The 16,793-nt window shown below is 48.8% G+C and carries 9 protein-coding genes; all 9 read left to right on the top strand.

All coding sequences use genetic code 11. From position 1 onward, the window contains the following. Positions 1 to 85: 85 nt before the first annotated feature. Positions 86 to 3,091 (top strand): TonB-dependent receptor domain-containing protein, encoded by a 3,006-nt coding sequence (locus ACJ8W9_RS05875; RefSeq protein ID WP_411358929.1) that lies wholly within the window; start codon positions 86 to 88, stop codon positions 3,089 to 3,091. A gap of 105 nt (positions 3,092 to 3,196) precedes the next feature. After that, positions 3,197 to 5,170: a prolyl oligopeptidase family serine peptidase gene (locus ACJ8W9_RS05870; protein WP_411358928.1), complete on the top strand. Its 1,974-nt coding sequence runs from the start codon at positions 3,197 to 3,199 to the stop codon at positions 5,168 to 5,170. Positions 5,171 to 5,315: 145 nt separating this feature from the next. Continuing rightward, positions 5,316 to 5,582, top strand: a complete 267-nt coding sequence (locus ACJ8W9_RS05865) for a DUF4212 domain-containing protein (protein WP_411358927.1) — start codon at positions 5,316 to 5,318, stop codon at positions 5,580 to 5,582. 11 nt (positions 5,583 to 5,593) lie between these two features. After that, a complete protein-coding gene (locus ACJ8W9_RS05860; protein WP_411358926.1) occupies positions 5,594 to 7,309 on the top strand; it encodes a sodium:solute symporter family protein in 1,716 nt (571 codons plus the stop codon). A gap of 128 nt (positions 7,310 to 7,437) precedes the next feature. Further along, a complete protein-coding gene (locus ACJ8W9_RS05855) occupies positions 7,438 to 9,318 on the top strand; it encodes a DUF294 nucleotidyltransferase-like domain-containing protein (protein ID WP_411358925.1) in 1,881 nt (626 codons plus the stop codon). 5 nt (positions 9,319 to 9,323) lie between these two features. Beyond that, complete coding sequence (locus tag ACJ8W9_RS05850; protein ID WP_411358924.1) at positions 9,324 to 9,953, top strand: 3'-5' exonuclease; 630 nt, start codon at positions 9,324 to 9,326, stop codon at positions 9,951 to 9,953. Between the two features lie 92 nt (positions 9,954 to 10,045). Continuing rightward, a complete protein-coding gene (locus ACJ8W9_RS05845) occupies positions 10,046 to 12,001 on the top strand; it encodes an alpha/beta fold hydrolase (RefSeq protein WP_411358923.1) in 1,956 nt (651 codons plus the stop codon). A gap of 260 nt (positions 12,002 to 12,261) precedes the next feature. Continuing rightward, positions 12,262 to 15,126 (top strand): TonB-dependent receptor domain-containing protein, encoded by a 2,865-nt coding sequence (locus ACJ8W9_RS05840; RefSeq protein WP_411358922.1) that lies wholly within the window; start codon positions 12,262 to 12,264, stop codon positions 15,124 to 15,126. A gap of 89 nt (positions 15,127 to 15,215) precedes the next feature. Next, entirely contained in the window at positions 15,216 to 16,790 is a 1,575-nt protein-coding gene (locus ACJ8W9_RS05835; protein WP_411358921.1) for a tetratricopeptide repeat-containing sulfotransferase family protein, read from the top strand. Positions 16,791 to 16,793 lie beyond the last annotated feature (3 nt).

Here is a 16,793-nt window from a genome sequence, read left to right as displayed (position 1 = left end):
ATTAAGCACAGACGATTGAACCAATTAAACTTTTTAAAAAGTTCCATTGAACACAACTTACAATAAAAATATCAGGGAGACTCACATGGCTAAGCAGTCATTTTTGTCGAGTTCAATCCGTTCCATCATGATGGCAGGTTTTGGTACTGCATTGTTAGCTGGTGCACCAGCTTACGCGCAAGACCAATCTGAGGATGATCAGCAAAACGCTGAAGAAAAAGAAGTAACAGAAAAAATTCAGGTCACAGGCTCACGTATTCGTACTGACGGTCTTGACAGTCCTACTCCAATCGAAATCATTTCAGCTGACATCGCACAAGATGAAGGTTTGAACACCCTTGGTGAATTACTCCGTACTTCAACCGTAGCGGCCGGTTCTGACCAGTTGATCTCTGCCTACTCAGTCGGTTATGTAACCAACGGTGGTAGCGGTGCTGAATCAATCTCAATGCGTGGCTTGGGTGCAAACCGTACCTTGGTACTTTTGAACGGTCGCCGTGCAGGTCCTGCCGGTACCCGTGGTCAGGTATCAGCGTTTGATATGAACGCATTGCCAATCAGTGTGATTGAGCGCGTTGAAATTTTGAAAGATGGTGCCTCTTCACTTTACGGTTCTGACGCAGTTGCTGGTGTTATCAACATCATCACCAAACGTGGCGAGGGCGGTGAAGTTAACGTATCTGGTAGCAAGCCATTTGAAAGTGGCGGTGAAACTGTTCGTATCAACGCCACTTACGGTGAAGCAACAGATCGTGGTTCATGGCGTCTCGTAGCTGACCATAACGTTAACACTGGCATGAAACGTAATGACCGCGACTATTTCCAGTGTCAAGAAAGCTTGTATTTTGATGCAGGTACTGGCGAACGCGCAGATCTTATCGACCCACGCACTGGCGAATACTACTGTGCTGGTACTACCTACGGTATGTTCGGTTATGAGTTCTTAGGTCGTTTTGCGAGTGGCCGTCCAGCGTTGGCTGGTGCCGGTCGTATCCAGTACGATTATGATGGTTTTGGCTTCCCAGATTTGTCATCTGAAAACCCATTTGTTGATAGTAACCCGGACGGTTGGTACTGGGCTGGTTATGATAACCTTACTGGTTTTACTACCGAGTCTAACGCGCTAATCGACGGTGGCAGTAACCCGCACTTCCAAAACGCAACTATCGTTCCACGTAGCACCACTAGCTCGCTCTATTTGCAAGGTGACTACGATTTGACTGACAGCACTTCATTCTATGGTGAACTCCTCCATAGCCGTCGTGTAACTAAGTCAAACGGCGTACGTCAGTTCTGGACGCGTGACATTTCTGCTCTTGATCCTACCGTGGGCGGTGGTCAGATTCCTATCGAATGGGCGCCTGGGTTCTCTGGTGACGGCTGGATTATGCCTGTTCACTTAACCAATCACTCTGGTGGCAAAACTACAGTTGACTATACTCGTGCCGTTATTGGTCTCGAAGGTTCAATTGGCTTCTGGAACTGGGATATGTCTTATCAGCGTAGCCACAACGGTGGTAAATACGATGATAAAGTCATTCTGACTGATTCTTACACCATGGCTCTCGAAACTCTGTTGGGCGTGCCTTGTGATGGTCGTACTACGGAAATTTCTGGTCGTAGCTGTGTTGAATATGATTGGTTCGATCCACAAAACTTAGCGGGTAACCAAAGTGAAGCTGCTCGTGGCTTCTTATTCGGCCGCGATATCGGTAACACCACATACAAGCAAGATACCTTTGATGCCTACATCACCGGTGACTTGCTAGACCTGCCTGCGGGTCCAGTTGGTACTGCATTGGGTGTGTACTGGCAGAAAGATGAAATCAACGATACTCCTGGAGACGTTACGTTAAACAACAACTCTTGGGGCCGCACAGCTGCTGGTATCACTGCAGGTAAAGCAATTACTCGCGCTTACTATGCTGAATTCCAAATCCCAGTACTGCGCGACTTACCGTTGGTTGAATCTTTAGACCTAACTGCTTCTGGTCGTTGGACTCACGTGAACGTTTACGGTAGCGACACTACTTACAAACTCAGTGCAAACTGGGAAGTAGGCGCAGGTGTCCGTGTTCGCGCATCACGTGGTACTTCGTTCCGTGCTCCAGCACTTTATGAACTGTACTTAGAAAACCAAACTGGTTTCCGTGGTCAAACCGACGACCCGTGTTTGGATTGGGGTGAGTCTACGAATCCTCTGGTACGTGCAAACTGTGCGGCCGCAGGCATTCCTGAAGACTATGACACTGCAATCCGTGGTAGCTACACTTCGATCACTGGTGGCGGTGCAGGACAGTTGAATGCTGAAACTTCGGTATCTGAAGGTGTTGGTATCGTTTATACCAGCCCAGAAGGTCGTTTCGCAGCGTCTGCGGATTTCTATGATGTTATCATCCGCGACCAAATTGCAAACGTTTCAGGTGCTGCCGTATTATCGCAGTGTTATACGTCTGAAGACTTTGCTAACGAACCATTCTGTGACCAAATCACTCGTGGTGATATCGGTAGCGGCGACTATGGTCTGGTAGAAGTTCGTGGTGGATATTTGAACACCGCGCAGCAAGTTGTTCGTGGTGTTGACTTCGTCTTTACCTACCAAGACTCGTTTGACTTCGGTGATGTTCGCGTTAAGTGGGATCACACCAACCAGATCGAACGTTCATTCCAGCAGTTCTCTGGTGATGAGCCGTTCCAGTATATCGGGTTAGTAGGTAATCCGAAGCACATCGGTTCAATCCGTACTACGTTTAGCCGTGATGATTGGAACTATAACTGGACTGTGACTTACTCTGAGAAGACCGAGGACTACACAGGTTACTTCGATGGTGAGAACACAAGTACTTACCGTGGTGAAGATATTACCTTCATCGCTGAGTTACCGAGCTTGTTCTACCACTCGTTGTCTGCAAGCACTACGTTTGACGATAACATCGACGTAACCTTCGGTATTTCGAACTTGTTCGATAAGCAACCTCCAGCAGTAAGTTCTGGTGTTGGTTACGGTCTGATCGGTAACGTTCCGTTGTTTGCATCGCAAATCGATTACTTAGGTCGCCGTGCGTTCTTCAACGTTTCATACCGCTTCTAATAGCCTCGCGCTTTAGAATTGTATGAGAAAGTAAGACCAAAGCCCCACCTCTTGGTGGGGCTTTTTATTTCAAAAACTAAAATAGATAAGAACAACGAGGGCATTATGAAGTTAGCACTTATGTGGGGCGTGGTTGCCCTGATGCTGCCAACCGCGAGCTTCAGCTCTGAAGTGTCGGATGTGAACACCGAGCTGTTAGAGAATTACGCGAAACATGCACAGTATTTAGATGTGAAGATTTCACCCGAAGGCGATTACTTGGCAGCCACATCACGTAATCCGGATGGCAATGTCCAGTTGACGGTCATCGATATTAACGAAAGCAAAATTTTGTCGGTCACCCAGGGGCAAGGCAATGAATCAGTGGGTTCATTCAACTGGGCGAATAATGACCGTTTGGTCATGACTATGGTGCGTGAAATTGGCTCGCTAGATGCACCGATCCCAACCGGTGAAATTTTCGCCATGGATGCCAATGGTAAACGGCAAGAAATCCTTACCGGACCGCGTTCGGATAGCGGTGAATATGTGTTCGCACAAATTGTCGATTTTCTACCGGAAGATCCTGATGCAATCATGATTTATCAGCGCTCGTTTACTTCTGCTGAGCCCTATCTTGATTTGTATACGATGAAAGTTACCTCTGGTCGCAAACGCGCCGAGGGCCGTATTCCGTTACGTGCCTATCGCAGTACCAACGTACAAGTGGTGCTCGACGATAAAGGCGTCTCAAGATTAGTGTTAGGTATCGATCCTGATGATGGTAATAAGATTCAGATTTTAGGCCGCGACGGTGCCGATCAAGAATGGTATGAGGTAATGAGCTACTACGAAGATGAGGGTGGTTTTACCCCATTGGGTTGGTTACCTGGCACCAATCAAGTGATTGGCTTGAGTGACTCGCAGTCGGATACTCGTGCTTTGAGTATTTTGGACATGGATACCAAAAAAGAATCAGTCATGGCTGAACATCCAGAAGTGGATTTGATGCCAATTGCCGCGGTCAAAAATGGCCGTTCTACGGAAATTATTGGTGCGGCATTTGAATACGATGGCATCGGCACCTTTTTCTTTGATGGTGTTAAAGATGAAACCTATGCCAAGTTAGTACAGAGCTTAGTCGCGACTTTTCCAAATCAATCGGTATCGATTAACTCAAGTACCCATGACAACCAAAAACTCGTGATTCGGGTTGAATCGGCGAATCAACCAGCGACTTTCTACATGTTTGATCGCGAACTCGGTAAGTTGACGCTCATTGCGAATACCCGCCCTTGGATGCAAGGTCACGAATTTCCGCAAACCAAAACGATCTTCTACAAGAGTCGTGATGGGCTCGACATTCACGCGGTGCTTACCTTACCAAAAGGTAAAGAAGCGAAAGATTTGCCGCTGATTTTGTTGCCGCACGGTGGCCCGCATGGCCCACGTGATACGGTTACGCGTATGGACAGTGATGCGAAGGTGTTGGCTGAACATGGCTATGCAGTATTGCAGCCAAACTTCCGTGGTTCTGGTGGTTTTGGTCGTGAGTTCCTTGAACTTGGCTACAAAAATTGGGGCACCACCATGATCAACGACATGACCGATGGCGTCATGCACTTGGTCGAAGAGGGCATTGCCGACCCTGATCGCGTGTGTGTTTACGGTGCGTCCTATGGTGGTTATGCAGCGGTGCAAAGCGGCATTCGTGAACCTGACTTATACAAGTGTATTGTTGGCTTTGTCGGTGTGTATGACTTGAACTTAATGTATGAGCAAGGTGATATTCAACAGGCGCAGGCCGGTCGAAACTACCTTGACCAAGTATTGCCGTCGGCTGAAGAAGGTCGTGAAGCACAATCTCCAGTGCATAATGTCGATAAGCTCAAGGCGCCGGTATTTATCATTCAAGGTGGTGCTGACGTACGCGTGCCGAAAGAACATGCCTATCGTTTACGCGATGCATTGAAAGAGCGCAACCATCCGTATGAATGGCTGTTTAAAGAAGGTGAAGGTCACGGCTTTTACAAACCTGAGAACAACGTTGAGCGTTGGCAGCAAATGCTGACTTTCTTCGATAAATATATTGGCGAGTAACACGTTGAATTAAAAATAAAAACACCGCTTCGGCGGTGTTTTTTTATGGCTGTTAGACCAATGTCGTATTTCTCGTTGACAGCAGGGCGACTAGATTCGTTAATGCACAAAAACAAAATAACAATAGAACAACCTGGAGGGCGTTATGGCGTTCAAAAGCGAAGAACTCGCTAAAGCCTACTGGCGCGAGAATATCGGACTGGTACTTAAGCTGTTAGCAGTCTGGTTCCTTGTGTCGTACGGTTTTGGCATCATCTTGGTGGACTGGCTCAATCAGTTTACTTTTTTCGGCTTTAAGTTGGGCTTTTGGTTTGCTCAACAAGGGTCAATCATTGCTTTCGTCATTCTGATTTTTATTTATATCAAACGAATGGCGGCGCTTGATAACAAATACGAAGTTCACGAAGACTAAGGGGCCCGAGCATGGATATTCAAACGCTTACGTTTATTATCGTCGGAGCTACCTTTGCGCTGTATATCGCTATTGCAGTGTGGGCTCGGGCAGGATCAACCAATGACTTTTATGTCGCCAGCGGTGGCGTTCACCCAGTAATGAATGGGATGGCAACCGCTGCTGATTGGATGTCGGCGGCATCGTTTATTTCTATGGCCGGTATTATCTCGTTTGCGGGTTATGACGGCAGTGTCTATTTGATGGGGTGGACCGGTGGTTATGTGCTACTGGCATTATGCTTAGCACCTTATCTACGTAAATTTGGTAAGTTCACCGTACCTGACTTTATTGGTGATCGCTATTACTCACAACTTGCGCGTACTATCGCGGTTATCTGCGCTATCTTGATCAGCTTTACCTATATCGCTGGCCAAATGCGTGGGGTTGGTGTGGTGTTCTCGCGCTTCCTCGAAGTAGAGATTGCGACCGGCGTCTTCATTGGTGCCGTGATTGTATTCTTCTACACCGTACTCGGTGGTATGAAAGGTATCACCTATACCCAGGTGGCACAGTACTGCGTACTGGCATTCGCCTACTTGGTACCGGCTATCTTTATTTCGATTTACATGACCGGGCACTTCCTACCGCAAACAGGCTTTGGTGCAACCATCGCTGAAGGTGTGGCAGGTGAGGGTAATTACTTGTTAGCGCGTCTCGACGGGCTCTCTGAAGAGCTGGGGCTTGCGGCCTATACCGAAGGTTTACGCAGTAAGATTGATGTGTTCGCTATCACTTGTGCGCTCATGGTCGGTACTGCCGGTTTGCCACACGTGATTGTACGCTTCTTCACTGTACCTAAAGTACGTGATGCACGTCGTTCAGCAGGTTGGGCCTTGGTGTTTATTTCTGTGGTTTACCTGACTGCACCGTCAATCGCAGCCTTCGCCAAAGTAAACTTGATCAATACTATCAACGGACCTGATTTAACGGGTGTTGAGTATGAACAAGCGCCGCAGTGGGTGAAAAACTGGGAACAAACCGGTTTGATCAGCTGGGAAGACAAGAACGGTGATGGCGAGATGTTCTACTCAGGTGATGAACGCAACGAAATGACTGTTGACCGTGACATCATGGTATTAGCCAACCCAGAAATAGCTGACCTACCAGCTTGGGTAGTGGCACTGGTCGCAGCCGGTGGCGTAGCCGCAGCATTGTCTACCTCAGCGGGCTTATTGTTGGTCATTTCAACTTCGGTTTCGCACGATTTACTGAAGCGAACCTTAGCGCCAAATATCACTGACCGCCAAGAACTGATGTGGGCACGTGTCGCTGCCGCAGTCGCAGTTGCTCTGTCGACCTGGTTTGGTATTAATCCGCCCGGCTTCGTGGCGCAGGTGGTAGCTTTTGCCTTCGGCTTAGCCGCAGCAAGCTTCTTCCCTGCGATCATTTTGGGCATTTTCTATAAACGTATGAATAGCGCGGGCGCCATTGCCGGTATGTTAGTTGGTATCATCTTCACCTTGACCTATATTATTTACTTCAAGTTTGTGAACCCAGCTGCCAATACGCCGGACAACTGGTGGTTCGGTATCTCACCTGAGGGTATCGGTACCTTAGGTATGGTGTTCAACTTTATCGTGGCTTATGTTGTGCATAAAGCGACGGGTGATGCACCACAAGCAACGCAAGACTTGGTAGAGTCGATTCGTTATCCGAAAGGAGCGGGTGGCGCGACTGGTCATTAAGATACAAGCCCGGCATCGCCGGGCTTTTTTTTTAATACCGTTACTCGTTAATCGTTATTCGTTAGAGGTGATCGCAATATACACCCCTAACGAGTAACGAATCACGAATCACGCTTTTTGGAGGGGTTATGCAGCCGGAGTTTGGGGACATTATTCGCTTTTTACTGGACTGCCCGCCATTTGATCAATTAGATGGCGAACAACGTCAGTGGATTGCCGGACAGATCAAAGCCGCTTATGTGAACGAACATAACGTCGATCGGTTTTTCAAGGACTACAGCCCAGCGCTTTATATTGTGCGCTCAGGCGGCTTTGATTTGTTCACGCCAGAAGGGCAATTGATTGAACGGCTTGAGTCACATGACCTGTTTGGTTTTCCGTCATTGCTGAGTGGGCGCGATGTGGTGAACCGACTAGAGGTGATTGAAGACGGCATTATTTATATCATTGCTGGTGCTGACTTTGATAAGTTGCGGCAGCATTCACGGGCGTTTGAGCGTTACTTTATCCGTGCGCATGAGCAACGTTTGTTGACCGAAACCCAACATCAACGCCGACCTGGTGGTGCGGTACCAAACGCAACCAGTCCTAGTTATGCAGATTCGTTGCAATTGCCGATCGCGGAAGTGGTCAAACGTGCTGCAGTGTGTTTGCCGTCCACCGCCACCATTCAACAAGCGGCGCAAACGATGCGCGAAGAAAAAATTTCATCGGTGATGATTGTCGATGATGGCCGCTTGCTTGGTATTGTCACCGATCGTGATTTACGTAATCGCGTCGTCGCGCAAGGGCTCGACTATGGTATTCATGTGAATGCCATTATGACCCAAGCGCCGACTACGGTGGGCAGCCACCAGCGCCTGTTGGATGCCTTAACGTTGATGACGCAAGAGAATGTGCATCATATTCCGGTACTGGATGCCGATGACCAACCGCTCGGTATGCTCACCAACACCGACTTGATGCGGCAGCAAAAGAGCGAACCGGTAATGCTGATTAGTGCGCTAAACAAGGCGGCTGATTTAGCTTCACTGGTGAGTGAGGCTTCACACATTCCCGATTACATGCACAGTTTTGCGTTACGGGTGAATGATGCCGGTGCCGTGGGTCGGCTGTTAGCAAGCCTTACCGATACCATGACGCGCAAACTGATTGATTTTTATGAGCAACAGCATGGTGTCGCACCGGCGTCCTATGTGTGGTTGGCATTCGGTTCGCAGGGGCGCGAAGATCAAACCCTAAGCTCTGATCAAGATAACGGTTTGTTGTTGGCCAATGACCTAAATGAACAACAACTCGAATGGTTCGCGGGGCTTGGTGATTATGTGTGCGAGGGCTTGGCGGCCTGCGGCGTGCCCAAATGTCCCGGCAACATTATGGCGTCGAATCCGGACTGTCGACGCACGCGCGAAGGCTGGTTAGAGCGCTTTACTACTTGGACCGAGTCTCCAACGCCGAAAGCACTCATGTATTGCCAAATCTTTTTTGACAGCCGTAATGTGCGGGGCAACAAACGGTTGTACCAAAGCTATCGTGAAGCTGTGGCTAAGCTAGGGCGCTCGGAGTTCTTTTTAGGTAATTTGGCTCGCTTACAAAGCAATGTGCAGGTGCCCTTGGGTTTATTTAATCGATTTCGTGGCACCGAGTCGGGTAAAGACAGCGACTTGATCGATATTAAGCGTTATGGCTTGGCGTTAGTGAACGATATTGTGCGTTTGTATAGCTTGCATGCCGGACTTACCGAGCCGCGTACCCTTACGCGACTCGCATTGTTGCAAGACAGCAAGTTACTCAACCGCAAAGACAATCAGGCGCTCGGTGAAGCTTGGCAGTTTCTCACCCAGTTGCGTTTGCAACATCAGTTGGCGGTATGGGGTACCGATCATCCGAAGAACGCACTGGATCCGGATGAGCTGAGTACTTTGGTGAGGCGCCAATTGAAAACTGCTTTTAGCATTCTGAAAGATTGTCAGCAGGGCGTTGGTATGAAGTTCGGACGGCTAGGATAACTGCTATGCTGGGATTGCGACGCTGGTGGCAGCGTAGACAATTGTTGCAACGTGGCTGGCGCGGACAGCGCTACGTGGCGTTGGATCTGGAAACCAGCGGGCTTGACCCGAAGACCGATCAGGTGTTGGCCATCGGCTGGGTGGTGATTGAGCCACCACTATTGGACTATCAACAAGCGCAGTACTTTGTCGTGCAAAAGCGCCCTGATTTAAAACAGTCACCGGTGGTGCATGGTATGGTGAGTCGCGATTTTGCTGCGGCTGAAGATCCTCTAGACGCCTTACAGGCACTTGCGCAGGCACTCAGAGGAGCAGTGTTAGTTGCCCATCACGTGCAGTTCGATTGGCAATTTTTACTGCAGTTTGCCAAGCAGCAGCAAGTGAAACTGCAACCGCTCGCTAAGTTCGATACACTGACTTTCGAAGCGCAACGCTTAAAGCAGCAACAACATCACATTGCACGAGGAAGTTTGACTTTAAATGCTTGTCGACAGCGTTTTCAATTGCCGGAGTACACCGCACACCATGCCTACAGCGACGCAGTCGCTTGTGGTGAGCTTTTCTTGGCGCAAGCCTATCAATACGCTGGCAGTACCAATGTGCCCTTAGCGGAGCTACTAGCGCGTTGTAAGTAAGCACCTCATTACACTCTGTTACGTTCTGTGACTATCCTTTTGCAATAAATCCCTCTATTGTTTGTTTAAAAAAACAACATGAGGAAATCCCTATGAAGCTGCAAGCAACAATGTTGGCTCTCGCGCTGACGACGTTTTTAACGACCAACGTCAGCTTTGCTGAGGCCGATGTTGAAACACGGACCATGAACAATGGCCAACTGATTCTTGAAGATATTCCTGAAATTCCGGCACGTATTGGCGAGCAATTGAGTCGCTATCAGAATATTCGCTCGGCGGCATTTCGTGCCTTTAGTGCTGATGGCGAAGCGATTTATATTAGTACACGCTTTGGTGACGTGAGTCAGTTACACAAAGTCGCGCAAGCGGGCGGTTACCGTCAGCAGTTGACCTTCTTTGCAGAGCCAATTGGTGGGATCGCACGGCAGCCAGGGTCTGACCGCATGATCTTCTCCATGGACGCCGGTGGCAACGAGTTTAGCCAACTGTTCTTGTTGGACCCAAACACTGGCCATTACGAAATGATCAGCGATGGCGAGTCACGTAATGGTGCGGTGGTGTGGAGTCATGATGGCGAGCGGATTGCCTATCAAAGTACCCGTCGTGATGGTCGCGCTAATGACATTTGGGTGATGGATCCTGATCAGCCGGACCAAGCCGAGATTGCGGTTGAAGCACCTGATGGCAGTTGGTGGGGTGCCGTAGATTGGTCGCCCGACAATCAGAAACTTTTGGTCGTGCAGTACCGCAGTATCACTGACGTTCGCGTGCACGAATTCGATATGAATGAGCGTGAGTTACAGCTGCGTGAAGCCAGTGAAGTAGGGCAGAGCGCCAACTTTCCGCAAGGTTATCGCAAAGACGGAACAGGTTACTTTTTCACCACTGATCAATTTTCTGATTTTACCCAACTGGCATTTCGTAATACCGAAACTGATAAAGTCACGGTCATTACCGAGAGCATTCCGTGGAACGTCGATAATTTTGCCATGAGCGATGATGGTAGCAAGGCCGCTTTCACCGTCAACGAAGAGGGCATGAGTCAGCTGTATCGTCTCGATCCGCAAAGCTTCACTTACAGCAAGGTCGAAGGATTACCGGTTGGCGTGGTTGGCGGTTTGGTGTTTAGTCCCGATGGCGACAAGCTGGCGCTGAGTCTGAACACGCCGAAGTCACCGACTGATGTGTTTATGTTGGACGCTAATGATCAACTCGCACGTTGGACTTATAGCGAGGTTGGTGGCTTAAACACCGATACTTTCGTTGAGCCAGAATTAGTGCGGTTTGAAAGTTTCGATGGTCTTGAAGTGCCCGCATTTGTCTATAAACCTGAAGCGGAGGGTCCGGCACCTGTCATCATCAGCATTCATGGCGGCCCTGAAGCGCAGTATCGCCCGTACTTTAGCGGCACCGTACAGTTGTGGGTGCAGCAATTAGGCGCCGCAGTGATTGCACCGAACGTGCGTGGTTCGGCGGGTTACGGTAAAAACTACGTTAGCCTCGATAACGGCTTTAATCGCGAAGACTCGGTGAAGGATATCGGCGCTTTGCTCGATTGGATTGCCACGCAACCCGATTTAGATGCTTCACGGGTGGCGGTGATTGGCGGTAGTTATGGCGGTTACATGGTGCTCGCCAGCTCTGTACATTACAGCGACAAGTTAAAAGCTGCAGTCGATATCGTTGGTATTTCGAACTTTGTGACGTTTTTGGAAAACACTGAAAGCTATCGTCGTGATCTGCGCCGTGCTGAGTATGGTGATGAGCGCGACCTTGCAATGCGCGAGCACTTGGAGGCCATTAGTCCGAATAATCATGTCGACAAAATAAACGTGCCAATGTTTGTGGTGCAAGGCGAGAATGACCCGCGGGTTCCGGTCACTGAAGCCGAGCAAATTGTTGCGGCGTTGCGGGCTGCCGATAAAAAAGTTTGGTACATGAATGCGCTTAACGAAGGGCATGGCTATGCACGTAAAGAAAACGCGGATGTGTACCAAGAAGCAACGGTATTATTTTTTGAGCAGTACTTATTGCCCGAAAAAGACTAACTGTCGACAACCGAAAAAGGATGTAATGAAAGTTTAGGTCAAATGTTAACCACTAAAAACGCACGAAATTGTTTTAAATTCGTGCGTCATAGGTGCTTGCCCTATTCCTTCTTTTTGATTAGTATCAAGAGAACTTAATCGTAATTTGTCGCTTTAAACGCACAGATTGTCGAGTTAAGTACTTGCTGAATGTGGTGTTTTTTGCCGTGTTTGGTATGGCTAGAAATCACTAACCTAAAGTGATCCAGGGAGAAGATATAATGTATAAGAATAGCAACTTAGCTAAGTCTATCCGCTTAGCACTGATGTTCGGTGGTGCTTCTTTAGCACTGACGGGCACAGCCGCTGCGCAAGACCAGTCTGAAGAAGAACAGGCTGAAGAAGCGCAAGAGCGCATCACGGTTACAGGTTCACGTATTACTCGTACTGACTATGAATCTGCCAGCCCAGTTCAAATTACTTCATCAGAAGAAATCAAAGTATCAGGCTTCACTAAAATCGAAGACTTGATGAACAGCTTGCCGCAAATCGAGGCAGCACAAACTTCGTACATCGCTAACGGCGCGACCGGTACAGCTTCACTTGACCTTCGTGGTTTGGGTGCAGAGCGTACTTTGGTGCTCGTGAACGGTCGTCGTTTGCAGTCAGGTGGTATCTACTCAGAATCACCAGACATCAACCAAATCCCAGCAGCACTCGTTGAGCGCGTAGAAGTTATGACCGGTGGTGGTTCTGCTACCTACGGTGCTGACGCGGTAGCTGGTGTTGTTAACTTCGTAATGAAAGACGACTTTGAAGGTGTTGAAATTGTTGCCGGTACCTCTGGTTTCCAACACAACAATGGCAACTCTTACATTCAAGGTCTGATGGACAACCGTAACTTCGAATACCCAAGCGGAAGCAGCGGTATCGACGGTCGTCAACACAACATCGATTTGACTATCGGTGGTGAATTCGGTGGTGGCCGTGGTCACGCAACTGCTTACGCTACATGGCGTGAAGTAGAAGAGCTGCGCCAAGGTGCACGTGACTACTCATCATGTGCATTGAACGGTGCTGCTACTTCGTGTGGTGGATCTGCAACTGCGCCATCGCCTAACAGCTACTTCGCACCAATTGTTGACGGTGCTTACGACGGTTCGCAAGAAGTCTTATGGAGCTTGGGCCAAGACGGTCTGTTTACTCCTTACGACGGCACCAACGTCTACAACTACGCGCCAGTCAACCACTTCATGCGTCCTGACACACGTTACACTTTAGGCGCATTCGTTGAGTATCAAGTTACTGACGACTCTAAAGCCTACTTAGAAACCAGCTTCATGCACAACCGTACGGTTGCACAGATTGCTGAATCAGGCGTGTTCTTCCAGCGTTTCACGTTGGATATCGATAACCCACGCTTTAGCGACGCACAGCGCCAGCAGTTCTTTGACACGTTCGGTCCAGACGTTGAGCAAGTCGGTGCCTACATTGGTAAGCGTAACGTTGAAGGTGGTCCACGTCAGAACCAGCTTGAACACAATACTTTTCGTATCGTAGCTGGTATCGAAGGTTATTTAAGCAACAACTGGGTTTATGATATTAACTTCCAGTTGGGTCAAGCTTCTTCGAGCACTGCTTATGTAAACGACTTCTATGTTCCACGTATCGGTCAAGCATTGGGCGATGTAAACTCTCCTGAATGTGCTGACGGTTGTTTACCATACAACGTGTTTACTCCAGGCGGCGTAACTGCTGAAGCAGCTGACGCACTTGGCGGTACTGCGGTAATGACCGGTATCACTACGCAACGTATCGTTTCTGGTTACTTGGCTGGCGACCTTGATATCAGCTTGCCTGGCTCTGACTATCCGTTTGCTGCGGTAATCGGTGCAGAGAGCCGTGAAGTTGACTTCGAACGTACTGCGGATGAAGTTTACAAACTTGGTCAGTTGTCTGGTCAAGGCGGTCCGACGCAAAGCATCGCTGGTGGCTTCAACGTTGGCGAACTCTTCGGTGAGCTACGTATGCCGATCGTTGACGGTATCGAAGGTGTTGAAAGCTTAGCGCTTGAATTAGGTGCTCGTTACTCTGACTACAGCAGCTCAGGCGGTGAATCAACCTACAAAGTATTGGTCGACTACGATCCAACTGACAACCTGAAGATCCGTGCAAGCTTCAACCGTGCGGTGCGTGCACCAAACGTTGGTGATTTGTTCACTGGTACTTCATTAGGTCTGTGGGGCGGTGAAGATCCGTGTGCCGGTTCTGACCCAGTTTACTCAGCTGCACAGTGTGCGAATACGGGTGTAACTCCAGACCAATACGGCAACATCGGTGCGAACCCTGCTGGCCAGTACAACGGTTTGTTCTCAGGTAACCTTGACCTGAACCCAGAAATCGCAAATACCTGGACTGTTGGTGTTGTTGCTCAGCCTACTGACAACTTCAACTTCAGCCTTGACTACTACGACATCGAGATTGAAGACGTTATCACTACTTTGGCGCCTTCAGTTATCCTCGAGCAGTGTGCTGAAACAGGTGAGTACTGTGACAAAGTTGTCCGTGCTCCATCAGGCAGCTTGTGGCGTGGTGAAGAAGGCTACTTGATCCTGCCTAACGAAAACTTAGGTGGCCGTGTCCTTCGTGGTGTTGACTTAAGCACCAACTACGTTGACGAAGACTTCGCTGGTGGTGTATTGACTGCGAAAGTCATCGGTACTTATAACCTTGAGAAAATCTTCCAGCCTAACACTGAGTTCCCAGAGTTCGACTACGACTGTAGCGGCCTGATCAGCACCCAGTGTTTCGCGCAGCCAAAATGGCGTCACACCTTGTCACTTAACTATGCAAGTGACGGTGCGTGGAGCGCAACTGCGAAGTGGCGTTACTTCGGTCAAGTTGACTACGAAGGAACCACTGACACCTTGTTGGCAGGTAAAGGTATCTCTGCACAGAGCTATATCGACTTGGTCGGTGCTTACGACGTAAGCGAAAATACCTCTGTAATGGTTGGTATCAACAACGTGTTTGACAAAGAACCACCAATGATGGGTGTTACCTTGTCTAACAACGCTAACACAGTGGCTGGTTTCTACGACACACTTGGTCGTTACATCCACGCTAGCGTAACTGTTCGCTTCTAAGCGAATGGTGCAATAGCACGACAATTTAAAGCGGCGGCCTCGGTCGCCGCTTTTTGTTTGTCTTCTTGAAAATGAAGTAGGTTATAACAATGCAGTCGCAAACCCGTCAGGATCCGTTACCGCAAGTAGCAAGTGCGGTCGAAAAACTTGCTCGACAACAACAATTCGAAGCAGCGCGACAGCTGATCCGTTCAGCAGCAGGTGAAGAGGTCACTGCAGTTCCGGTACTACATCGTGCCTTTCAACTGGCGATGCAAGTAGGCTACCCGAGCGATGCACTTGGTTACATCGACAGAGCGCTTAATGAAGTGCCTGACCAACCGGTTTTCGTATTAGATAAACTGAATGCGTTATTGGCTTCACGTCAACGTGCAAAGGCACTTGAGTTGCTGAAATATGCAGATAAGAAAATCAAGGTAGGACCAGGCTTTACCCATGAGTTAGCTAAGATTTACCAACAGCTCGATATGCCACAGCAGGCTTTGACATTGCTGAATCGACTCGCGAAAGAGCATCCAGAGCATGTTGATATTCGCTTTGCGCAAGCGATGAATCAGTTTTTCACCAATAAAATGAGTGCCGCCGAAAAGAATCTTGATTGGGTGATCGAAGCTACCCAAGGGAAAGCCGCGCGGGCTTATCACATGCGCTCACAGATCCGTAAACAAACAGAGAAGAAGAACCATATTGCTGAGCTTGAGGCGCGCTTGAAGCAGGCCGATAAGTATGACGCGCCGATCTGGTTTGCGTTGGCCAAAGAATACGAAGATTTAGGGCAGTATGAGGCCAGTTTTAAAGTGCTCGAAAAAGCCAACAAAGCACAACGGGCATTGGTTATTTACGATGAGCGCAGCGAATTAGATGCGATCGATACCCTGATTAAGACGGCTGGAGAATTCGATCTCACTCCTGTGAAACAAACTAAAAAGCCGCAGGTCACACCCATTTTCGTCGTTGGCATGCCGCGTACTGGCACTACTTTAGTGGAGCGTATGCTTGCAGCCCACGACCATGTAGCTAGTATCGGGGAATTCCAAGATTTTCCGTGGTTGGTTAATACGGCGATTAATGGCATTGTGCAAGAAAGTGACAACACTTTATCGCGCGATCAAGCACTGCAGCAGGTTGATTTTCAGCAGATCGGCGAGCGCTATATGCAACAAGCGGCGGAACTTGCCAAAGGCAAACTGTTTGTGGTCGATAAGCTGCCGTTCAATTATTTGTATGTAGGCTTTATTCGCAAGGCGCTACCGCACGCTAAAATTGTTGATCTCACCCGTGACCCGCTTGATGCCTGTTATGCCATCTATAAAACCATGTTCTATCAAGTCTACAATTTCTCGTATGACCAGAAAGAATTGGCTCGCTACTTCAACAAATACCGTGAAGTGATGGCGATGTGGCGTGAACTTTGTGGTGACGCCATGTTGACGTTAGCCTATGAAGACGTCGTCACTGATACTGAACAACAGGCGCGTAAACTGCTAGCGCACTGCGGGCTCAAATGGCAAGACGAGGTTCTCGCTTTTCATGAGCAAGCATCGGCTTCAACGACTGCGAGTGCAGCTCAAGTGCGTCAGCCAGTGCATGCATCATCAGTAGGTAAAGCGCAGCACTATGCGGAGTTCTTGCGTCCGATGCAGAGTATCTTGAAGGCTAATTAGGTT

The sequence above is a fragment of the Pseudidiomarina salilacus genome (genome assembly GCF_047323925.1).
Classification (GTDB): domain Bacteria; phylum Pseudomonadota; class Gammaproteobacteria; order Enterobacterales; family Alteromonadaceae; genus Pseudidiomarina; species Pseudidiomarina salilacus.
The sequence above is the reverse complement of the archived record's forward strand: the minus strand, read 5'-3'. Positions and strand labels throughout refer to the sequence as shown.

Coding starts and splice junctions, on each gene's coding strand:
- ACJ8W9_RS05840 (WP_411358922.1), top strand. CDS start 12,262: ATGTATAAGAATAGCAACTTAGCTAAGTCTATCCGCTTAGCACTGATG.
- ACJ8W9_RS05870 (WP_411358928.1), top strand. CDS start 3,197: ATGAAGTTAGCACTTATGTGGGGCGTGGTTGCCCTGATGCTGCCAACC.
- ACJ8W9_RS05860 (WP_411358926.1), top strand. CDS start 5,594: ATGGATATTCAAACGCTTACGTTTATTATCGTCGGAGCTACCTTTGCG.
- ACJ8W9_RS05875 (WP_411358929.1), top strand. CDS start 86: ATGGCTAAGCAGTCATTTTTGTCGAGTTCAATCCGTTCCATCATGATG.
- ACJ8W9_RS05835 (WP_411358921.1), top strand. CDS start 15,216: ATGCAGTCGCAAACCCGTCAGGATCCGTTACCGCAAGTAGCAAGTGCG.
- ACJ8W9_RS05855 (WP_411358925.1), top strand. CDS start 7,438: ATGCAGCCGGAGTTTGGGGACATTATTCGCTTTTTACTGGACTGCCCG.
- ACJ8W9_RS05865 (WP_411358927.1), top strand. CDS start 5,316: ATGGCGTTCAAAAGCGAAGAACTCGCTAAAGCCTACTGGCGCGAGAAT.
- ACJ8W9_RS05845 (WP_411358923.1), top strand. CDS start 10,046: ATGAAGCTGCAAGCAACAATGTTGGCTCTCGCGCTGACGACGTTTTTA.
- ACJ8W9_RS05850 (WP_411358924.1), top strand. CDS start 9,324: ATGCTGGGATTGCGACGCTGGTGGCAGCGTAGACAATTGTTGCAACGT.